The sequence below is a fragment of the Natrialba chahannaoensis JCM 10990 genome (assembly GCF_000337135.1).
In the GTDB taxonomy this organism is placed as follows: Archaea; Halobacteriota; Halobacteria; order Halobacteriales; family Natrialbaceae; genus Natrialba; species Natrialba chahannaoensis.
Genome location: NZ_AOIN01000084.1, coordinates 1 through 20,885, shown reverse-complemented (window position 1 = coordinate 20,885; position 20,885 = coordinate 1). Strand labels below are relative to the sequence as shown.

The window sequence follows — 20,885 nt, the reverse complement described above, 5'->3', positions numbered from 1 at the left end:
ATTATGGCGGTTTGCAATGGTCAAACAATTTTGGTCTTGGTGGTGACTATGGCTCTCCTGTGAGCGAAAAGAGAGCTGGATTCGGTCGCGAGTCAGCCCGTACTGGGTGGTAACTCGAGTAATAGTTACTTGTCGGCCGTCGTGTGTTTCACACTATCAAAATCCATTGAGGGAGGCCATTCAAACAGCCACTCGCCGGCGATAGTGAACACAACCAGTGGATTGTGGCACGCTGAGCCAGCAGGGTTCCATCTAACTCGTTCGTAGATCTCCTTCTGAGAAGGTTCCACCTGACGATGCATTTGAGTATGTCAAATTCATATACGAACCGTACTGTTCACCGTGACGGTCCGTCGAAGGGGAAAGACTATGTCGACACCACAAGTTGCACTCAGTGTGAGCGACACTACCTCGAGTGAAGTCAATCTTCACTACATCAACGGTGAATGGGTTGAAGGAACCGGCTCGGAAACGTTCGAAAGCGAGAATCCGGCGACGGGAGAGACGCTGGCGACGTTCCAGCGCGGCACTGAAGACGATGTAGACGCCGCTCTCGAGGTCGCCGACGAGACCTTCGAGGAGTGGCGAGAACTCTCCCACATCGACCGTGCGGAGTACCTCTGGGATATCTACCACGAACTGCGTGAGCGCCACGACGAGCTCGGCGAAATCGTCTCCAAGGAGTGTGGCAAGGAAATCTCCGAAGGGAAAGCAGACGTCGCCGAGGCCTGGCACATGGTCGAGTGGGCGGCGGGCAACGCGCGCCACCCGCACGGGGATGTCGTACCGAGTGAGGTCGGCAGTAAGGATGCCTACATGCGCCGCAAGCCACGCGGTGTCATCGGCTGCATTACGCCATGGAACTTCCCGGTTGCAATCCCGTTCTGGCACATGGCCATCGCCCTCGTCGAGGGGAACACGGTCGTCTGGAAGCCAGCAGAGCAGACGNTTCTGGCACATGGCCATCGCCCTCGTCGAGGGGAACACGGTCGTCTGGAAGCCAGCAGAGCAGACGCCGTGGTGCGGTCAGATCATCGCTGAGATGTTCGAAGACGCCGGTATTCCGGATGGCGTCTTCAACATGGTCCAGGGCTTCGGCGACGCTGGTGCAGCTATTTCCGACGACGAGCGCGTCGACACCGTTCTCTTCACGGGATCGGCCGAAGTCGGCCACGAAATCGCCAGCAAGGTTGGCGGCGAACCCGGCAAACTCGCGGCCTGCGAGATGGGTGGCAAGAACGGCATCATCGTCACCGAGGAAGCCGACCTCGACATCGCCGTCCACTCGGCGATCATGTCGAGCTTCAAGACGACCGGGCAGCGCTGCGTTTCGAGTGAACGCCTGATCGTCCACACGGACGTCTACGACGAGTTCAAGGAACGCTACGTCGACATCGCGAAGGACGTCGCCGTCGGCGATCCACTGCAGGAGGACACCTTCATGGGCCCGGCAGTCGAGCCCGACCACGTCGAGAAGATCAAGAAGCACAATGAACTCGCAGTCGAAGAGGGTGCCGAGGTCCTCGTCGACCGCTTCGAACTCGAGGACAACGAAATTCCCGAGGGTCACGACGAGGGCAACTGGGTCGGCCCGTTCGTCTACGAAATCGAGTACGACAGCGATCTGCGCTGTCTGAAGGAGGAGTGCTTCGGTCCACACGTCGCTCTCCTGGAGTACGACGGCGACATCGAGGATGCAGTCGAGATTCACAACGACACGCCATACGGCCTCGCCGGGGCCGTTATCTCCGAGGACTACCGTCAGATCAACTACTTCCGTGACCACGCGGAGATCGGCCTGGCGTACGCGAACCTGCCGTGTATCGGTGCTGAAGTCCAGCTCCCGTTCGGCGGCGTCAAGAAGTCGGGCAACGGCTATCCATCGGCTCGTGAGGCCATTGAGGCCGTTACCGAGCGGACTGCCTGGACGATGAACAACTCGAAGGAGATCGAGATGGCACAGGGGCTTTCCGCCGACATCCTCACCCGAGACGACTAACGCCCACCCGGCCATCCCGACCGGCGTTTGATATCTGCAAATTTTAAGGCTATCCTCGCGTAGTGACGGATATGACAGCCGGGTCGCCCAGGAACGGGACCGAGAACGAACGCGATGGACCGCGCCGAATCAAATCGGTGTGCACAGCAGCAACGGTCATCGACGTCATCAAACAACAACAGGGCGGCAGCCTCACTGATATCTCGCAGGAACTCGAGTTGACCAAAGGCACAGTCCATACCTACTTGCAGACGCTGGTCGACTGTGGGTTCGTTACGCGAGAGAACGGTGAGTACCGACTGAGTTTTCAGTTCATCGCGCTCGGCGAGCACGTCCGAAACGAGACTGACCTCTACATGGCTGGCCACAGCGAGGTCGACGCACTCGCAGAGCGGACGGGCGAGTATGCACACCTGATCGGCGAGGAACGAGGACGAGAGACGGTACTCTACGAGAGCCGCGGGGAGTTCGCGGTCGCGATGGATTACCATCTCCGGATGCGCGAGACACCCCAGCATCTCCACGACACGGCGGCGGGGAAGGCAATTCTCGCGCACGTGCCGACAGATCGGCGCGACGAGATCATCGCGAACCAGGAGTTCGAACGCCAGACGGCGAACACCATTACGGATGCGGCCGAACTTCGTGAGACGCTCGCGGACATTCGCGAGCGGGGCTACGCAGTTAACGACGAAGAAGAGATTCGCGGGATGCGTGCGGTCGGTGCGCCGGTTCTCGGTCCAGACGAGACCGTTGTCGGCGCAGTCAGTGTGACAGCACCGACGAGTCGGCTGAAAGACGAGCGCTTTCGCACGGAGATGCCCGAGCAGGTGATGGAAACAGCGAATCTGATCGAGGTCAACCTCGAAACGGCTCGATTCGACAGTTGAGGGGGAGTGGGGCCGAGCCCGTCTGATCGCTGACCCGTCCCGAATTTGCAAAGAGATATATGACCCTCGCCCGGAAATTCTGACAGTAGCTATGTTCGAGCAGAGACAGCCAACGGACCTGCGACTAGGATGGGAACGGGCACGAACGGCGGGTGATGGACGATGAGCGCCGAAGATGGCACCGGTGCTGATTCGGGATCGGGAGCAAACGGCGACCAAGACGCGACCCACACCGCACGACTGCTTGGCGTCCCGCTCGACCTGGGCGCGAACCGTCGCGGCGTCGATATGGGCCCCTCGGCGATTCGCTACGCGGATATTGCCGCCGAGCTCGACGCCGCCGGCGTCGGCTGTGTCGACGATGGCGATCTTGAGGTCCCGCGACTCGAGACGAGCTCATCCGCGCCCAACGTGGACAAATCCGACGCAGCATCGAACGCGAAATACCTCGATGAGATTGGCGACGTGACGGCCACGCTTGCGGATGCCGTCGCGACGACGATCGACGACGGCGCGACGCCGCTCGTCCTCGGCGGTGACCACGCAATTGCCATGGGATCGATGTTCGGTGCCGGCCGCCACACGGACGACGGGATCGGCGTCATCTGGTTTGACGCCCACGGCGACTACAACACACCCGCAACCTCACCGAGTGGAAACGTCCACGGCATGCCCCTTGCCGCCGCCCACGGCCGCGGCTCGTTCGCCGATCTCGACTGGACCGAAACCGACGCCGTCAACGAGGAAAACACCGTCCTCGTCGGCATCCGGAGCCTCGACGAGGAAGAACAAACAGCACTGCGCGAGAGCGAGGTCACCGTCTTCACCATGCGCGAAATCGACGAACGCGGCATCACTGCCGTCGTCGAAGACGCACTCGAGATCGCCACCGATGGCGTCGACGGGATCCACGTGAGTCTCGATCTGGACTGGCTCGACCCGACGGTCGTCCCGGGCGTCGGCACCCCCGTCCGCGGCGGCGTCGACTACCGCGAAGCTCACGCTGCACTCGAGTTAGTCGCGGAACGCGACCGCGAGGCCGACATCCTTCGATCGATGGATGTGGTTGAGGTGAATCCGATCCTCGACCGCGATAATCAGACGGCAGAAGTCGCAGCGGAGCTCGCAGCCAGTGCGTTCGGGAAGCGAATTCTGTAGGCGTTGGCTGCCTGGGCTGTTCCCAGCGAGTTCCTATCTGGGCTATTCCTGGCGGGGCACTGGCGTCAGGGCTGTTCCTGACGACGACCTGTTGGCAATGTTCTCGCTGGGCGTTCTGTTATCGTCGTTTGTGTTTGATGACAGTCTGTCCGGGAAATCCACCTGTTTTAAGCCCCCCGGTGACAACCACCATGCATGCGACGCGAGACAGCGGAGCCGAGTGTATCGCAATTGCCAGGTCCGGCTGCATCTGAGTGGGTCGAATACCACCAGCAAGCAGCAGCTACGAGCACGTACGTCTACGATTTCGTCTGGGACATCACCGCCGACGCGGAGGGACCGTTCTGTACGGACCCCGATGGCAACGTCCTACTCGATTTCACGAGTCACGTGGCCGCGGCACCACTCGGGTACAACAATCCGCTCCTGATGGAGAAACTCGAGGAGTTCGACCTCGTTGATCCCCTCAAAATCGCCGGACAGGACTTCTACGTCAGCACTGGTGGCTCGCCCGACGACGCAGCGCTTCCCGGGCCAGCCCACCTGATGAACACACTCACGGACATCACCGACCACTACGACATGGACACCGTCTTCCTCTCGAACTCCGGGGCGGAGGCGGTCGAGAACGCGATCAAGCTCTGTTATGACAACTGTGCGGAGCCGAAGTACGGGCTGACATTCGAGGGCGCGTTCCACGGACGGACCCTTGGGGCGCTCTCGCTGAACCGCTCGAAATCGGTTCACCGACGTGACTTCCCCGAACTCAGCGGGATCCACGACGTGCCCCACAGTATGGACGGCATTGAGCGCCTGCGTGAGAAGCTCGATCCCAAGAGCGGCCACATTCCGCCGGAGCAGGTCGCGTTCCTCATCCTCGAACCCGTCCAGGGCGAAGGCGGCTACCGCGTCCCTGACGACGAGTTCATGCGCGCGGTGTCCGACCTCTGTGCAGAACACGACATTCCGCTGATTGCCGACGAGATCCAGACCGGCGTTGGCCGTACTGGCGAGATGTGGGCGTCTGACCACTACGAGTTCGAACCGGACGTGATCACCAGCGCCAAGGCGCTTCGTGTCGGTGCGACGATTTCGCGCGAGGAACTCTTCCCCGACGAGGAGGCCCGGCTCTCCTCGACCTGGGGTGCCGGCGACATCATCGCCTCGATGCAGGGGACGCTCACCCTCGCTGCAATCGAGGAACACGACCTCATCTCCCACGCCGAGAAGCAAGGAACGCTGCTCGTCGACCTCCTCACCGATGTCAAGGATAACCACGAGGCTGTCGTCGAGGATGTTCGCGGCCTCGGTCTCATGGGTGCAATCGAGTTCGACACCGCCGAGCGCCGCGACGAGGTCGTGGATGCTGCACTCCAGCGCGGCCTGCTCACCCTCGGCTGTGGCAAGAAAACGCTGCGACTGCTCCCACCACTCGACGTGCGCGACCGCGAACTCGAGATCGCCACCGATCTCCTCGACGATTCGATCGCAGCGATCGAACCCGCTACACTGACGAACTGAGCGGGACAGTTCGGCTCGCACTCACACTCGCGCTGTCGCTGTCGTATCTGATTGCCAGCAGATCGCCAGCACAGTCGAACAGCAGTCGAGCCCCAGATCGTAACGGATCGCCGTTTGTACGCTTACCGGCCCTTGAACTCCGGTTCGTACTCGTCCTCAGCGAACGACCGCGCCCCCTCTTCGTGATCGTCCGTCTCGAGTAGACTCCGGAAGAGTCGCCCGTCGTAGGCCCGCCCCTCCTCGAGTCCGGTCTGTGTTGAAATCGCCGCGGACTCCTTGATCGACTGGATGGCGAGCGGCGGCTGTGAGGCGAGGTGCTCGGCGAACGCCTGCGTCTCCTCGTCGAGATCGTCGCCATAGACGCGGTTCGCGAGCCCGATTTCGGCCGCGCGCTCGGCGGAGATGTGCTCGCCAGTCATTGCGAGTTCCTTGGCAGTCGAGGGGTCGGCGAGTTCGGCGAGGTACTGCACACCGCCAGCGCCCGGCAGGAGCCCGAGGTTCACCTCGGGAAAGCCGAACGAACTCTCTTCGTGTGCGAATCGGAAGTCACAGGCGAGTGCCGTCTCGAGACCGCCGCCCAGACAGTAGCCGCGAACCTTCGCAATGACTGGAGCGGGAAATTCTGCGATGAACTCGTAGTGGCTCTGTCCGGACTGTGTGCCGGGATTCGAGTCGCTGAACTCAGTGATATCGGCACCAGCACAGAACGTCCCACCCGACCCCTCGAGGATGACCGCGCGGAGCGCGATGCCGTCGGCCTGGTTGTTTTCCGACTCGAGCCACTCCAGACTCTGGACGAGATCCTCGCGAAGCTGTGTGCTGAGCGCGTTCAGTGAGTCCGGTCGGTTCAGCGTGATATGACCGACGCCGGTGTCGTCGTCGAAGGAAGCGAGCGTGGTGTCGAACTCAGTATCGTGGTCCATAGCGCGAGCCACGACAAATAGTCACATAATTTTGTCGACCAGTACGATGGCCGCGCTGTGTGGATCCCTGCTGCTTAGCCGCGAGAAGTCAATTTGATATAGCGCTATGTAGTTTACCCCGCTCTTTGAGATTCGGTATCGCGTTCTGTGGGCCGACATCGGTGCCTACGGGGCGGCCAGCAGCAGACTCACTGACACACGATTCCACTCACCAGCGAATACATAAGTACACCTGTAAAGGTGGGTTTCGTCACGGGTCTTCTCTTTCGTCCCGGTCCAGTCGGACCTATTTCCGGAAATACCGGATACTTGCTCGTGACAAGTTCCGGCTGCGGACGACAGGCGAACTGTGCTGATGGAACGAGAGCATGCGTAACTCGAGTACCGATCATCGGATATAGCTGAACTACGATGCGGCGAAGAACGGACTCGAACTAGTACACCACCAGCGAAGGCTGTGGCGAAATTCAGATCAGTTGCCAACGTGTCAGTGCCGATCTCGACGTAGCGTCTTCCGGGAGAGCCGAAAGAGTTCTACTACTGGCCGGAAAAAGGGCCGATAATGGCAGATACACCGAATCGCTCCGTCGTACGCGCGTTCACGATTGTCGACGAGCTCTCGGAGAACGGCGGTGGTCGGGCCTCGGAGTTGGCTACACGGCTTGAGATGCCCGTAAGCACCGTCCACGACTATCTGCAGGCGCTCGTCGACACTGGCTACGTCACTGTCGAAGACAAGGTGTACCGTCCCTCCACTCGATTTCTCGAGGTCGGTCATCGGCAGCGCCACCGGTTCGAGGTCGTGAAAGCGGTTCGGGACGAACTCACGGCCGTCGCCGAAGAAACCGGCGAGCACGTGACGCTCCTGATCGAGGAGAACAACCAGGCGGTCATCCTCGCCGTACAGGAAGGCTCGGAGGCGATCACGTTGTTCGCCTATCCCGGCGCACGGATGCCCCTGCACGTCACGGCCCCGGGGAAGGCGATGCTTGCGCACATGGACCCCGAACGAGTCGAGTCGATCCTCGACCGCGACCTCGTCGAGATCACTCCCCAGACGATTACTGATTCCGATGTCCTGCTGGAGCAACTCGAGTCGGTTCGCGAACGAGGGTACGCAGTCGATGAGGGCGAGCGCATCGCGGGGATGGTCTGTATCGCTGCGCCGGTGCTCGATAAGCGCGGCGAACTCCGGGGGGCGATCTGTGTCTGTGGGCCGGAGAGCCGGCTCGACGAGGCGAGACGGGCGGAGATCGCGGATGTCGTGAAGCGAGCGGCGAACGTGACGCAGGTGAATCTGGACTACGTCTAAGATCTCAGTAGCCGACGAACTCCGGATCGTCCTCACCGAAGAACGCACCGAGTCCGCGCTCGTAGTCCTCTGTTCGGGCCGCCTTCGCGATGGCATCGGTCTCCGCAGCCAGGTGGGACTCGAGTCCGCGCTCGTAGCTCTCGGTCAGCAGTCGGCTGGCGGTGCCGAGTGCGTGAGTCGGGCCGCTCGCGAGGTCGGCTGCGAGGTCAGCCACGTGGTCGTCGAACTCCTCGGACGAAACGACTTCGGTTGCGAGTCCGAGGTCGACGGCCTTCTCGGGGCCGATCGGCTCGTCTCGAAGGACGATTTCCTTCGCGTTCCGGAGGCCGACGAGGCGCGGCAGGAAGAACGTCGAGCCGCCGTCGCCGGTGAGCCCGATTCCGGGGTAAGCGAACCGCAGGGTTGTGTCTTCACCGAGGACGAGCAGGTCAGGCATCAGCGCGAGGCTGAAACCGATCCCGGCGGCGATGCCGTTGACAGCGCCGACGACGGGTGTTTCGGTCTGTTGGAACTGGATAACCGCCTCATGGGCGCGTCCGGCGAGTTGGCGCAGCCGTGCCGCGTCAGAATCGTCGCCCTCGAGTTGGGAGAGATCCGCGCCGGAGCCGAAGAACTGGCCCTCGTGGGTGAGCACGATACAGCGCGTCTCCTGGTCTTCGCCGAGCTCGGCCGCGACCGCGATTAGTTCGTCGGCCATCTCGAGTGTGAGCGAGTTGCGGCCGGCGGTGCTGTCGAGCGTCACGGTGGCGACGCCGTCGTTGTGATCGACGGTGAGGTTCTCGTAGTCCGTCATGTCGGGCGAGGGTTCGTGGCGGTGTTGGTTAACTGTTATCGTCGGCTGAGCCGGCGGTTCTGTTTCAGTACGAGCCGCGAACAGCGTTGAGGATTGTTCCGGTATCGTCGGAAACAATGCTGTGCTTGCGTTCGGTGTCGGTAAAGTACTCCGTGCTTGTGCACGTTCTCCGTGAATCGGACACTTTAGTAGGTTCCTCACGAATATTCGTCCATGGAACTGACGAGCGAACAGGAGCTTATTCAGCAGACAGTCCGAGAAGTCGTCGAAAACGAGGTTCGAGAGGGAATTCACGAAGCCGATGAGACGCAGACGTTCCCCGAGGATGTCTGGGACGAACTGGCCAACCTCGATCTGACCGGCCTCACCGTTCCCGAGGAGTACGGCGGGATGGACGTCGACGAGATTACGTACAGCATCGTCAACGAAGAACTCGCCTACGGTCATCTCGCGGTGGCGACGGCCCTGTCGGTTCACTGTCTGGCAACGTCGTGCATCCGCGAGTTCGGTACCGACGACCACCGCGAGGAGTGGCTCCCGGAGATGGTCTCGGGTCGCCCCGTTGGCGCGTTCGCACTCTCAGAGCCCGACGCCGGCTCGAACCCGGCCGAGATGACGACGGAAGCCAAACTCGATGAAGACACCGGCGAGTACGTCATCAACGGCAAGAAACAGTGGATCACGAACGGCGAGCGCGCGGGCGTCGTCGTGCTGTTCGCGAAGACGGACCGCGACGACCCGAATACTGTTACCCAGTTCCTCGTCCCGAAGGACACCGACGGCGTCGAGGTCGGCAAGAAGGAGGACAAACTGGGTCTGCGCGCGAGTGATACGACGACACTCATCTTCGATGACGTCCGGATTCCGGCGGAGAATCGCCTGACTGGGGTCGGTTCGGGACTCAAAGCAGCGTTTTCGATCCTCACGGGTGGCCGGATCGCCATCGCGAGCCAGGCCGTCGGCGTGGCACAGGCGGCACTCGACGCTGCGACCGCGTACGCGAACGAGCGCGAGCAGTTCGGCCAGCCGATCATCGAGCATCAGGCGATCGGGCACAAACTCGCGGACATGCAGACCGACGTGCAAGCGGCCCGCCTGCTCACCCGCGACGCCGCGCGCAAGAACGAGGACGGCGTCGATCCGACCGCGGCAGCCATGGCGAAGTACTTCGCCAGCGAGGCGGCCGTCGACGTGGCAAACGAAGCGGTGCAGGTCCACGGTGGCTACGGCTACACGAAGGACTTCGACGTCGAGCGCTACTACCGCGACGCGAAGATCACGACGATCTACGAGGGAACCAGTGAGATCCAGAAGAAGATTATCGCGCGTGATCTGAAGTCGAACTGAGGTCCGGACACCCGTATCGGCTTCCGGCTTACTCGTACTCGTAGAATCCCTTCCCCGTCTTCTTGCCCAACTCGCCCGCTTCGACCTTCCGCTTCAGCAGGTAGGCCGGCTGGTAGCGATCCCCGAGTTCCTCGTGCAGCGTCTCGGAGGCGTGCAGACAGATGTCGAGGCCGATGTGGTCGGCCAGGGTGAGCGGCCCCATCGGGACGTTCGTGCCGAGTTCCATTCCCGCATCGATGTCGTCCTTCGTGGCCACGCCTTCGTCGTAGGCCCGAATTCCCTCGTTGATCCAGGGCATCAGAATCCGGTTCGTCACGAAGCCTGGTTTGTCGTCTGACTCCCAGGTGGTCTTCTCGAGTGCCTCGGCGAACTCGTGGGCCAGCTCGGTGATTTCGTCGGTCGTCTTCTCGCCGACGACGACCTCGACGCCCTCCATGATCGGAACGGGGTTCATGAAGTGCAGGCCGACGACGCGCTCGGGGCGTTCGGTCGCGCTTGCGATCGACGTGATCGAAATCGTGCTCGTGTTCGTCGCCAGCACGGCCTCGTCACCGACGATGTCGTCGAGGTCAGCGAAGACGTCGCGTTTGACATCGAGGTCCTCGAGTGCGGCTTCCACGACGAGGTCACAGTCGGCGAGGTCGTCGAGTTCGGTCGTGCCCTTGATTCGGTTACGGATCGTCTCGGTGTCCTCGCCGTCCGGGAGTGAGTCGCGGTCGCCGAGGCGACCGAGGCTGTTCTCGATGGTTTCGAAGCCGTTCTCGACGTACTCCTGTTCGATGTCGCGGACGATAACGTCGTAGCCGTGCGTTGCAGCGACCTGTGCGATACCGCTGCCCATGGTTCCGGCCCCGACGACGCCGACGCTGTCAATCGAATCTACGGTCTGGTGCTGGTGCTGAGACATACGCTGCTGTGCTGTCACGATCAGTATAAGTGTGCCGACTCTCGCCATGGCGGCCGGGACCTGCCAGGACGAGAGCGAGGCGGACGAGGCTTCAGCCGTGTCGCTCTTGCTCCTGCTGGCGGAGTTCGACGCGACGGATCTTCCCGCTTGAGGTCTTTGGTAACTCGTCGGTGAACTCGATCCGGCGGGGATACTTGTACGGGGCCGTCTCCTCCTTCATGAAGGTCTGTAGTTTACTTTCCAGGTCCGCGAGATCGGTCTCGCCCTCGTCTGCGGTCCCGTCGTAATTCTCCGCGAGGATCACGTACGCCTTGACGACGCTCCCGCGCTCTTCGTGCGGGCTCCCGACCACGGCGGCCTCGGCGACCGCGTCGTGGCTGACGAGCGCGTCTTCGACCTCGAAGGGACCGATTCGATACCCCGAGGAGATGATGATGTCGTCGGCTCGGCCCTCGAAGAAGAAGTAGCCGTCCTCGTCGCGGCGCGCGAGGTCGCCCGTCCGGTAGAACTCGCGAGAGAGTTTCCGCTCGTCTAGGTGGGGCTTCTGGTAGTACCCGTCGAAGATCGCCGGCGAGTCGACGGGGACTGCGATTTCGCCGATCTCGCCCGCCCCAACTTCCTCATCCTCGTCGATGTCGATGATCGTTGTACCCACGCCGGGTGTCGGTTTCCCCATGCTGCCGGGCTTGACGTCGATCCCCGGGTAGTTCGTCACCAGTGCGACGGTCTCGGTCTGCCCGTAGCCGTCACGCGGGGTGACACCCCAGGCGTCCTCGATGCGCTCGATCGGCTCGCGATTGAGTGGTTCTCCCGCCGAGAGCGCATCACGAATCTGCACGTCGTAGGCGTTGAGGTCGGCGTTCGCCAGCATGCGGTACTGTGTCGGCACCGCACAGAGCTTCGTGACACCTTCCGTTTCGAGAATCTCGAGAAACGTCTCGGGCTCGAACTCGCCGTCGTAGATGAGCTGCGTCGCGCCGGTCGTCAACCCAACCCCGACGGGGCTCCAGAACCACTTCGCCCAGCCGGTGCCAGTCGTAGCCCACAGGAGTTCGTCCTCGAAGTCGGTCTCCTCGTCGATGTTCCACCAGTGGGGTGCGTTGACCCGGTTGAAACAGGACAGCCAGCGATGCTTGTGCAGAACGGGCTTTGGCTTGCCCGTCGTCCCGCTAGTGTAGTTGATCGACATCGGGTCCTCGGCGTCGATATCGGGACCGTCGTAGGCAGTCGACTGTCCGTCGAGAACGACCCGAAACGTGGTCCAATGGGTATCGTTCTCGTCGTCATCTTCGTTTTCTCCTTGGCTCTTGTTCTCGTAGTCGGACTCATCCCCGTTGAGCACGATCACCCGCTCGATCGGCGTCGCCGAGAGCACCGGTTCGACCATGTCGGTGAGTGACTTGTGGACGACGACCGTCGTCGCCCCGCAGTCGGTCGCCCGGAACTCGATGTCCTTCGTCTGGAGCATCGCCGAGCAGGGAACCAGCAGCGCGCCCGTCGCAAGTGCGCCGAGTTGAATCGCGAACGCGTCCGGATGGTGCGGAAACAGGTGCATCACCCGGTCGTCTCTCTCGACACCGAGTTCCTCGAGTCCGTTCGCGAACCGGTGCATGTCGTCGCGAAGATCGGCGTACGTCCGTTCGCGCTCGCTCCCGCTCTCGTCGCGGAATCGAACCGCAACGCGGTCGCCGAACTCCCGTGCGTGGTCGGTGATCGTCTTCGTGATCGTCTCTGTCTCTGGAATCACCCAGTCGGCTTCCCCAGTCGATTCAGTTGGGACAGTTGAGGTCGTCGGTTCAATGACCATTAGTCCTGGCAATCACACCTCGTCTCTTTACAGTTTCGCCGACTGCCACCAATCCTGGACTCGATCTCGCAACGCCCTCGATTCGGCCAGTGTGTACGCGTTCGGGTCGCGGACCGGACGACCGTTCAGAGAGTAACAACAAGACTTTAGATTCTTGCCAAAGATATCCACGCTAATGTTCGACCAGGAAGAGATAGACCAGATTCGCGACCAGCGCGAGCGGTGGACCGAGGAAACGCTCGAGCCGACACTCGAGTCCCACGGTGAGCGCCAGGACCGATTCGCGACGGTCTCGAACCACGAGGTCGATCGACTCTACACTCCCGAGGATATCGCGGACCTCGAGTACGACGAGGATCTCGGATTCCCCGGCGAGCCGCCATATACGCGCGGTCCGTATCCAACCATGTACCGCGGGCGGACGTGGACGATGCGCCAGTTCGCCGGCTTCGGGACGGCAGAGGAGACGAACGAGCGATTTCACTACCTGATCGACCAGGGACAGACGGGGCTCTCGACGGCGTTCGACATGCCGTCACTGATGGGCATCGACTCGGATCACCGGATGAGTGAGGGTGAGGTCGGGAAAGAGGGGGTTGCGGTCGACACCCTGCGGGATATGGAAATTCTCTTCGACGGAATCGACATCGGCGAGGTCTCGACCTCTTTTACCATCAACCCGTCCGCAGCGGTCATCTACGCAATGTACATCGCACTGGCCGACCAGCAGGACGTCCCGCGCGAGAAGATCCGGGGGACCCTCCAGAACGACATGCTGAAGGAGTTCATCGCCCAGAAGGAGTGGGTCGTCCCGCCGAAGCCGTCGCTCGAGGTCGTCACCGACACGATCGAGTTCGCCGTCAAGGAGACGCCGAAGTTCCATCCGGTCTCCATCTCGGGGTATCACATCCGTGAGGCCGGCTCGACGGCGGCCCAGGAGGCCGCGTTCACGCTCGCAGACGGCTTCGCTTACGTGGAGGACTGTCTCGACCGCGGGCTCGATGTCGACGAGTTCGCTCCACTCCTCTCGTTTTTCTTCAACTCGCACAACTCCATTTTCGAGGAGGTCGCGAAGTTCCGCGCCTCGCGCCGAATCTACGCCCGGGTGATGGACGAGTGGTACGACGCCGAGCGCGCTGAGTCCAAGCGCCTGAAGTTCCACACGCAGACTGCGGGACAGTCACTGACTGCCCAGCAGCCGCTAAACAACATTACCCGAGTCACCATCCAGGCGCTCGCCGGTGTTCTGGGCGGCACGCAGTCGCTGCACACCAACAGCTTCGACGAGGCCCTGGCGCTGCCGAGCGAGAAGGCGGTCCGAGTCGCCCTACGCACCCAGCAGATTATCGCCGAAGAATCCGGCGCAGCCGACATTGTCGACCCGATGGGCGGCAGCTACGCGATCGAGAAGTTGACCCACGAGATGGAAGCCGAGATCATGGGTTATATCGAGGACATCAAAGAGATGGGCGACGGCTCGATCCGTGACGGTGTCCTCGACGGCATCGATCAGGGCTACTTCCAGCGCGAGATTCAGGAGTCGAGCTACGAGTACCAAAAGCGCGTTGAGCGCGGTGAAGAGGTCGTCGTCGGCGTCAACGAGTACACCATCGAGGAGGATACCTCACCCGAGATTCTCAAAATCGACGAGACAACCCGCGACCGCCAGCTTGGACGTCTCGAGGAGGTCAAAGAGGAACGTGACGACGAGGCAGTTGACGCGACACTCGAGGCCCTCTCCGACGCAATCGAGACCGACGAGAACGTGATGCCGTACATCGTCGACGCGGTGAAAGCCTACGCGACAATGGGCGAGATCATGCAGGTGTTTGAAGACCACCACGGAGCGTATCAGGAAGAGCTGAGTCCGGTCTAGTTTCACCTTCGGAAGACATCTCTTCCCACGACATGTTTGCCAGTCTCCCTTTCGGTATCTTCTCGTTATGAGATCCCCCATACTCTTCCGTTTAGCGACTCTCTTGCGTGCCGAGTGAAAAACATACATTAGATCCACTTGCTCTCGATGTAGGGGATACGACTGGCATAAACACCACAGCCAAGTGTCTATGCCATGTATGGCGGAAGGTTGGATAGTCGGTTTGTGCCGTATTATTATGGCCTATATATTCTGTATTAAATAGTATATGTCTGGAACTGTATGGAAATCAAAAGTAATCGGTACTCGAGTCCAATCCGTTCAATCCCGGCTCGCTGTTTAGAAGTGTTCGACCAATGGTGTAAGTCGTGAATAGCTGCGGTCGTACAGTCAGGCGGTCCATCATGAGTTGTTATCAGTAGTCGCCCAACCGGGGGAGCAATGACTGGTACAACGGTACAATGATCCGTGTCAGTAGTGGATTGATGGCCGGTTGATGATTACTCAGTGGCTGATTCGTAGCCAGATCCCGACTCTCCGCAAATCACTCCGAGGCCGTGTCAGTGTCACCACAGACAGCATCGAGTGCGTCAGCAGAAAGGACACCCGAGAGCACCGGCTCAGTGTGTTCGCCGAGCTGTGGTGGCTCGTGTCCCGAGCGGGTCGTCGACCCGGAGAACTCGATGGGACAGAGCGGGAACGGGAGGTCGACGCCGTCGATCGTGAGATCGTCGAGCGTGCCGCTTTCCTTGAGGTGCTCGTCTTCGAAGACATCGACGGTGTTCTGGACGGGTGCACCCGGGAGACCCTGATCACGAAACAGGTCGAACCACTCGTCGTTCGTTCGGTTCGCAAAGATTGGCTCGAGTTCGTCCGTTAGTGTGTCCCGGTTGGCGACGCGGTCGTTGTTAACGGTAAACCGTTCGTCGTCCGCGAGATCTGGCCGGTCGATCGCCTCGCAGAAGCCGAGCCAGGTGTCGTCGCTGCCGATTGCAACGGCGAACCAGCCGTCTGCGGTCTCGAAGGTTCGGTATGGTGCCAGCGAGGGGTGGACGGTTCCCTGGCGCGGGTACGGCTCCTCGGTAACGAACGTGCGGCCGGCACGCTCTGTCAGCCAGGAGACCAGCCCCTCGAACATCGGCACGTCAATGTACTGTCCCTCATCGTTGTACAGCGCCGTCGTGATCCCGATGACGGCGTACATGCCAGCACAGATGTCGCCGATCGGAATCCCCGGCCGCGCCGGCGGGCCGTCCGCCTGGCCGGTGATGCTCATGCTGCCCCCGAGCGCCTGTACGACCATATCGAACGCCGGCATATCGCGGTACGGTCCTTCGAGAAAGCCCGAGATCGAACAGTAGACCAGGTTTTCGTTGACCTCGCGGAGATTCTCGTAGCCGAGCCCCCACTTGTCCATCGTGCCCGGTCGATAGTTTTCGATGAGCACGTCTGCGTTCTCTGCGAGGGACTCGAGTGCGGCCGCACCCTCCTCAGAAGCCATGTTGAGTTCGATGCTCTGTTTACCCCGGTTGAGCGAGGCAAAGTAGGCGGTGATCCCTGAGTCGCCGATTTCGGGGCCGACGCTTCGCGTGATGTCGCCGCGTGTGGGGCGTTCGATTTTGATGACCTCTGCGCCCATATCTGTCAGTAGCTGGGTCGCGAACGGACCCGAGAGCATCTGCGTACAGTCGATGACGCGGACGCCCTCGAGTGGCGTGTTCGCGTTCGGTGCCGCGGTCGATGTCGACGTCGGGGGTGCCATTGTCTTGGATGGTGCTTTCATGCGTAATGAGCGCACCGTTCTATAGGCGGAGCAAGGAGAGAGCTCCGTCCTCAAAGGGACGGAGTTGTTGACGAGGACTGAGGCATCACCACGGTCCGGTAGTATATATGTCCAGCATCGAAACAGTCAGCTATGGAGTTCCCCGATCGGCACGACCTTGGAGAGCTGATCGAACCCCAGGAGACACCGGCGTTCGCCCGCGTGCGTTATGAACCCGAGACGGACACACTCGAAAAGCCACTCGAGACGGTCCGCTCGGAACTGGCTACGCTCGCGCTCGACGACCTCGAGTCGGGAGCGACCATCGCGGTCGGCGTCGGCAGCAGAGGAATCCACGGCATCGACGATATCGCGACGGAGACGGTCTCGTACCTCGACGAGCAGGGCTTCGACCCGATCGTAGTTCCCGCAATGGGAAGTCACGGCGGCGCGACGCCCGAGGGCCAGCGCGAGGTACTCGAGGCGCTCGGAATCACCGAGGAGCGACTCGGCGTCCCGATCGAGGCCACGATGTCCGTCGAACAGATCGACGAAATCGAGATTGGCAACGTGATGACGCCGGTCTACTTCTCCGCGGCTGCACTCGAGGCCGACGCTGTGCTCGTGATCAACCGGGTCAAACCGCACACCAACTTCACCGGGCGGATCGAGAGCGGCTGTTGCAAGATGCTCACCGTCGGTCTGGGCAAACAGCGCGGCGCGCAAGCGTTTCACTCGACGGCGCTCTCGGAGGGCTACGTGCCGACGATCGTGGGGCTGACGAACGCGATTCGGGAGTCAGTGTCGCTGCTCGGTAGTCTCGCACTCGTCGAGAACTTCCACGAGGAGACCGGCCACATCGAAGCGATTCCGGCCGCCGAACTCGAGTCGCGCGAACCAGCACTACTCGAGCGCGCGTACGACGAGATGGCAACGCTGCCGACGGACGAGATCGACCTGCTCGTCGTGGACGAACTCGGCAAGGAGATTTCGGGTGCGGGAATGGATACGAACGTCATCGGCCGTTATCGGGTGATCAACGCACCTGACCCGGAGAGTCCCTCGATCGACCTGATCTACGCGCGCGGGCTCACAGCAAAGACGAAGGGGAACGGGAACGGCATCGGCCTCGCGGATATCACCCGCAAGCAGGCCGTCGAACAGCTCGATATCCAGAAGGTCTATGCAAACGCGCTCACGAGCGGTTCGCTCGCCAAGGCGAAGCTGCCGCCAGTTGCGCCGGACGACGAGATTGCACTCCGCGTCGCGCTGAACGCGCTTGGCGGCTACGATCCCGACACAGTTCGGGTCGCCTGGATCGAGAACACGACCGATCTCGGCGGGTTCTACGTCTCCAAGGCACTGGCGGACGAACTCGCCGACCGCGGAGAACTTACGGTTATCGAACGAGCGGCCCTACAGTTCGAGGAGGGAACAGCGGTTTTCGAGGTCTAGCATCCGTTGAGAGCGCGTTGTAGAAGAATTCAGCAGTGGTGGACCGATCGCTACTCCACGATGTGATCCCGCGAGCCCGCATCCGACGCGTAGGTCGCGTTCAACTCGAGTTCGTTCGCTGCGGCGAGCATCATATCCGGAACCTCTTCATCGAGCCATTCACTCGTCAGTCGGTGGGAAGGACCGGCAACGGCCAGCGCGCCGATCGCTCGTCCGTCGCGCTTGACCGGAACGGCCGTGCCGTTGAGTCCGTCGACGTGCTCTTCGCGGTTGAAGGCGACGCCGCGGTCGCGGACGGTCTCAAGTTCCTCGTAGAGTGCTTCCCGATCAGTAATCGTGTTTGCCGCGTGTGCGGGTAGCCCCCACTGGTCGAGAATCTCGTCGACACGCTCGTGCGGGTAGTGGGCGAGAATCGCCTTCCCGACTGACGAAGAGTGGAGGTGAATCTGCCGACCGACGCCGAAACCGACGCGAACGGCCTGACTCCCCGTCTCCACGTGCAGGTAGATTCCCAGGCCGTGGTCCTCGACGACAAACTGAGCCCGCTCGCCGGTCTCCTCGGCAAGTACCTCGACGTGGCGCTGGGTCATCTCGTAGGCTGGATCGCACGTCTGGGCAGCGCGGCCGAGTCGTGCAAAGCGCAGCCCAAGTTGGTAGCGTTCGCCGTCCCGCGAGACGTATCGTATGTCGTGGAGGGTTTGCAAGTGACGGTGGGTCGTGCTCTCGGCCAACTCGAGTTCCTCTGCAATCTCTGAGAGCCGGGCAGGACCGATCTCCTGGAGTGTGTGGACGATCTCGAAGCTGGTTTTCGTGGCCTGAATCGTTTCCTTGTTCCGTTCCACCATATCACAACTCTGCCAGACCGACACTTTCAGTTCCGCATAGCGGAACGCATACCGATGACAAAGAATGTCGAACAGTTGCCATGGGGTGCTGTGAGGGACTGGGACCCTCGAATTCGTGCGACAGAGATGGGTTGATCCTCGCCGTGGAAGAGAGATACCTGTTCTCCAGGGCGGAATCTGGTAGTCGAGTGACCTCACCCACGGAGACGTCGTGGGAGTTGATTACATACGTACACTTGTAATATCCCTGTGAAGTATAGTGGTCTATCAAGGGCTGTAATCCGGTTTTCCACGACACGGAACCCGAACTGAATGTCGTGGCATGAACAACCTTACCGCAACGCGAAGCTTTTTGCCGCTTTCCTTTGGCCTTACGGACGATATGGACCTACAGATCGACGGCAATGCGGCACTCGTCACGGCGTCCTCGAGTGGACTCGGAAAAGCGTCTGCGAAGGCGCTCGCCCGCGAGGGCGCGAACGTTGTAATCAACGGTCGCGATGAGGACCGACTCGCAGACGCGAAAAAAGAGATCGAAACAGAGGCGACCGGCGAGGTCGTCGCCCAGGTCGGCGATCTGACCGACGAGGACGACATCGAGACACTGGTCGAGACGACCGTCGACGAGTTCGGCGGCATCGACCACCTCGTGACGAGTGCTGGCGGTCCCCCGTCCGGTCCGTTCCTCGATACCGACGACGACGACTGGTATCAGGCCTACGACCTGCTTGTAATGAGCGTTGTTCGACTCGCCCGCGAGGCCGAGCCGTACCTGCGTGAGAGTGACGAAGGGACCATCGTCACCATCACCTCCCGGAGCGTCAAGGAAGCGATCGACAGCCTCGTGCTGTCGAACTCCGTCCGGATGAGCGTCATCGGACTCGAGAAGACCCTTTCGAAGGAGTTCGCGCCAGACGTTCGGACGAACGCGGTCCTCCCTGGCCCCCACGAGACCGAGCGCATCGAGGATCTGGTCAATCAGGCCGTCGACCGCGGCGACTACGACTCCTACGAGGAGGGGCTCGACGACTGGGCGAGCAACCCACTCGAGCGCGTTGGCGACCCGATGGAACTGGGCAACACCGTCGCGTTCCTCTCTTCGCCGCTGTCAGGCTACATCAACGGTGAGAGCGTCCTGATCGACGGCGGTTCGACCGGAGCGAACCTATGAAGCCGGTCGAGTTCGACGACGCGGAGACCTACGAGCCGGACGAGGGCTGGCGACGGGTCTCGATGGCCGGCAGCGACAAATTCTCCTTCGAGTGGTTCGAGAAGCCGCCGGGCCACAGTTCGCCGATGCACGACCACGAGAACGAGCAGGTCTGTCTCTGCCTGCAAGGCGAGCTGACGATCGCCACGGCAGACGACGAGGTCACGCTCGAACAGTACGATTCCGTCTGGCTCGACGCCTGGGAGAGCCACCGCGTCGAGAACACCGGTGACGAACTGGCAGTCGGCCTCGACGTGTTTGCACCGGGCCGCTCATTCGACTTCTGGACGGACCGAGACGACTGAACGGCGGCTCAATCCGACTTATTCCTGCCTATGAAGTATCTCGCACGCACTCTCGAAGGGAACCCACTTCTCGGCACGCTCTTCGGTAGATTAGCGGACGCTCTTCTATAGTACAGCGGAACTGGCTCAGATAGTGAACCGATTACTGGCCTTTCTCGAATCTTCGGCCGTCTCAGTCCGTAACACGGGGACAGACGTGGGTTGCTAACATGCTATTCCGCCAGTCTATACAAGAGCGTGTTCGGAAATGAGTGTGTCGGTGTTTCGTGGCTCTTCAGACACTTCTAATTCTGGGTCGCACATACTTTCTGGTGTTACAGGTTCTCGCTCTTCGTTGTCGGCATTGGTTGTTCCAACAAGCAGCCCGCTCCCTATACCTGCTACACCGGCTGTCTGTAGGACTTTTCTCCGATTAATTCCTGAGGTTCTTTTGTCGGTTGGTTGCATCATTTGCACCATCCGAGATACCGTTGCCATTAGTATTTATTTTAACCCCTGAGAATGTCACTGGCACACGAACGACTGCACATGCCCTGGGTGATTGATCACTTTCTGGCGATGTAATCACATCTGGTCCTTCATGTTATCGAAGAAATAGAGGAGTAGGGCTCCTGTTATTATTAGGGAGATTGAAAGCCAAAGTGGTGTTTCATCTTCTGTTAGGATATTGCCTAGGATTAAAAATCCGTACGCTCTTCTGTAGGAGATTGTTGATACTGGTCAGTTGTCGCTGTGGAATCGAAGAGAGCAAGGACGCCGCGTCAGCGGTGTCCGT

The 20,885-nt window shown here is 60.9% G+C and carries 15 protein-coding genes and 1 pseudogene; 10 read left to right on the top strand and 6 right to left on the bottom strand.

All coding sequences use genetic code 11. The annotated features are described in order from the left end of the window. Positions 1 to 369: 369 nt before the first annotated feature. From C482_RS15525 to C482_RS15510, 4 genes and pseudogenes are all read left to right on the top strand, one after another. Positions 370 to 1,999: pseudogene (locus tag C482_RS15525) on the top strand (aldehyde dehydrogenase family protein). Positions 2,000 to 2,070: 71 nt separating this feature from the next. Further along, positions 2,071 to 2,889, top strand: coding sequence for an IclR family transcriptional regulator (locus C482_RS15520; RefSeq protein ID WP_006168673.1), 819 nt, complete (start codon positions 2,071 to 2,073; stop codon positions 2,887 to 2,889). Between the two features lie 162 nt (positions 2,890 to 3,051). Then, entirely contained in the window at positions 3,052 to 4,047 is a 996-nt protein-coding gene (rocF, locus tag C482_RS15515; RefSeq protein ID WP_006168672.1) for an arginase, read from the top strand. Positions 4,048 to 4,242: 195 nt separating this feature from the next. Then, positions 4,243 to 5,568 (top strand): class-III pyridoxal-phosphate-dependent aminotransferase, encoded by a 1,326-nt coding sequence (locus C482_RS15510; RefSeq protein ID WP_006168671.1) that lies wholly within the window; start codon positions 4,243 to 4,245, stop codon positions 5,566 to 5,568. Between the two features lie 122 nt (positions 5,569 to 5,690). Here C482_RS15510 and C482_RS15505 read toward each other — a convergent pair whose 3' ends face one another. Further along, positions 5,691 to 6,491 carry an enoyl-CoA hydratase/isomerase family protein gene (locus tag C482_RS15505; protein WP_006168670.1) on the bottom strand — a complete coding sequence of 267 codons (801 nt, stop codon included), beginning with the start codon at positions 6,489 to 6,491 and terminating at the stop codon, positions 5,691 to 5,693. A 562-nt stretch (positions 6,492 to 7,053) separates the two neighbouring features. Here C482_RS15505 and C482_RS15500 point away from each other — a divergent pair. Next, positions 7,054 to 7,803, top strand: a complete 750-nt coding sequence (locus C482_RS15500; RefSeq protein WP_006168669.1) for an IclR family transcriptional regulator — start codon at positions 7,054 to 7,056, stop codon at positions 7,801 to 7,803. 4 nt (positions 7,804 to 7,807) lie between these two features. On the opposite strand, the gene C482_RS15495 is transcribed toward C482_RS15500, so the two are convergent. Next, positions 7,808 to 8,596 (bottom strand): enoyl-CoA hydratase/isomerase family protein, encoded by a 789-nt coding sequence (locus tag C482_RS15495; RefSeq protein WP_006168668.1) that lies wholly within the window; start codon positions 8,594 to 8,596, stop codon positions 7,808 to 7,810. Positions 8,597 to 8,809: 213 nt separating this feature from the next. On the opposite strand from C482_RS15495, the gene C482_RS15490 reads away from it, so the two are divergent. Then, positions 8,810 to 9,943, top strand: coding sequence for an acyl-CoA dehydrogenase family protein (locus tag C482_RS15490; protein ID WP_006168667.1), 1,134 nt, complete (start codon positions 8,810 to 8,812; stop codon positions 9,941 to 9,943). A gap of 28 nt (positions 9,944 to 9,971) precedes the next feature. On the opposite strand, the gene C482_RS15485 is transcribed toward C482_RS15490, so the two are convergent. After that, positions 9,972 to 10,850, bottom strand: coding sequence for a 3-hydroxyacyl-CoA dehydrogenase family protein (locus C482_RS15485; protein ID WP_049896834.1), 879 nt, complete (start codon positions 10,848 to 10,850; stop codon positions 9,972 to 9,974). A 91-nt stretch (positions 10,851 to 10,941) separates the two neighbouring features. Then, entirely contained in the window at positions 10,942 to 12,657 is a 1,716-nt protein-coding gene (locus C482_RS15480; RefSeq protein WP_006168665.1) for an acyl-CoA synthetase, read from the bottom strand. A gap of 175 nt (positions 12,658 to 12,832) precedes the next feature. Here C482_RS15480 and C482_RS15475 point away from each other — a divergent pair, with 175 nt between their 5' ends. After that, entirely contained in the window at positions 12,833 to 14,533 is a 1,701-nt protein-coding gene (locus tag C482_RS15475) for an acyl-CoA mutase large subunit family protein (RefSeq protein WP_006168664.1), read from the top strand. A gap of 544 nt (positions 14,534 to 15,077) precedes the next feature. Here the strand turns inward: C482_RS15475 and C482_RS15470 are convergent. Next, positions 15,078 to 16,295 carry a CaiB/BaiF CoA transferase family protein gene (locus tag C482_RS15470; protein WP_006168663.1) on the bottom strand — a complete coding sequence of 406 codons (1,218 nt, stop codon included), beginning with the start codon at positions 16,293 to 16,295 and terminating at the stop codon, positions 15,078 to 15,080. 153 nt (positions 16,296 to 16,448) lie between these two features. Here C482_RS15470 and C482_RS15465 point away from each other — a divergent pair, with 153 nt between their 5' ends. Beyond that, positions 16,449 to 17,750, top strand: coding sequence for a DUF362 domain-containing protein (locus C482_RS15465; RefSeq protein WP_006168662.1), 1,302 nt, complete (start codon positions 16,449 to 16,451; stop codon positions 17,748 to 17,750). Positions 17,751 to 17,800: 50 nt separating this feature from the next. Here C482_RS15465 and C482_RS15460 read toward each other — a convergent pair whose 3' ends face one another. Then, positions 17,801 to 18,595, bottom strand: coding sequence for an IclR family transcriptional regulator (locus C482_RS15460; RefSeq protein ID WP_006168661.1), 795 nt, complete (start codon positions 18,593 to 18,595; stop codon positions 17,801 to 17,803). Between the two features lie 382 nt (positions 18,596 to 18,977). Between C482_RS15460 and C482_RS15455 the strand changes: the two genes are divergently transcribed. Next, on the top strand, positions 18,978 to 19,766 hold the full coding sequence (locus C482_RS15455) for an SDR family oxidoreductase (RefSeq protein ID WP_006168660.1): 789 nt from the start codon (positions 18,978 to 18,980) through the stop codon (positions 19,764 to 19,766). Further along, positions 19,763 to 20,110 (top strand): cupin domain-containing protein, encoded by a 348-nt coding sequence (locus tag C482_RS15450; RefSeq protein WP_006168659.1) that lies wholly within the window; start codon positions 19,763 to 19,765, stop codon positions 20,108 to 20,110. Before C482_RS15455 ends, C482_RS15450 begins: the two co-directional genes overlap by 4 nt. Positions 20,111 to 20,885 lie beyond the last annotated feature (775 nt).

Bases quoted from the DNA above. Each gene is read 5' to 3' on its own strand.
- C482_RS15520 (WP_006168673.1), top strand. From the start codon at position 2,071: ATGACAGCCGGGTCGCCCAGGAACGGGACCGAGAACGAACGCGATGGA.
- rocF (WP_006168672.1), top strand. From the start codon at position 3,052: ATGAGCGCCGAAGATGGCACCGGTGCTGATTCGGGATCGGGAGCAAAC.
- C482_RS15510 (WP_006168671.1), top strand. From the start codon at position 4,243: ATGCGACGCGAGACAGCGGAGCCGAGTGTATCGCAATTGCCAGGTCCG.
- C482_RS15505 (WP_006168670.1), bottom strand. From the start codon at position 6,491: ATGGACCACGATACTGAGTTCGACACCACGCTCGCTTCCTTCGACGAC.
- C482_RS15500 (WP_006168669.1), top strand. From the start codon at position 7,054: ATGGCAGATACACCGAATCGCTCCGTCGTACGCGCGTTCACGATTGTC.
- C482_RS15495 (WP_006168668.1), bottom strand. From the start codon at position 8,596: ATGACGGACTACGAGAACCTCACCGTCGATCACAACGACGGCGTCGCC.
- C482_RS15490 (WP_006168667.1), top strand. From the start codon at position 8,810: ATGGAACTGACGAGCGAACAGGAGCTTATTCAGCAGACAGTCCGAGAA.
- C482_RS15485 (WP_049896834.1), bottom strand. From the start codon at position 10,850: ATGTCTCAGCACCAGCACCAGACCGTAGATTCGATTGACAGCGTCGGC.
- C482_RS15480 (WP_006168665.1), bottom strand. From the start codon at position 12,657: ATGGTCATTGAACCGACGACCTCAACTGTCCCAACTGAATCGACTGGG.
- C482_RS15475 (WP_006168664.1), top strand. From the start codon at position 12,833: ATGTTCGACCAGGAAGAGATAGACCAGATTCGCGACCAGCGCGAGCGG.
- C482_RS15470 (WP_006168663.1), bottom strand. From the start codon at position 16,295: ATGGCACCCCCGACGTCGACATCGACCGCGGCACCGAACGCGAACACG.
- C482_RS15465 (WP_006168662.1), top strand. From the start codon at position 16,449: ATGGAGTTCCCCGATCGGCACGACCTTGGAGAGCTGATCGAACCCCAG.
- C482_RS15460 (WP_006168661.1), bottom strand. From the start codon at position 18,595: ATGGTGGAACGGAACAAGGAAACGATTCAGGCCACGAAAACCAGCTTC.
- C482_RS15455 (WP_006168660.1), top strand. From the start codon at position 18,978: ATGGACCTACAGATCGACGGCAATGCGGCACTCGTCACGGCGTCCTCG.
- C482_RS15450 (WP_006168659.1), top strand. From the start codon at position 19,763: ATGAAGCCGGTCGAGTTCGACGACGCGGAGACCTACGAGCCGGACGAG.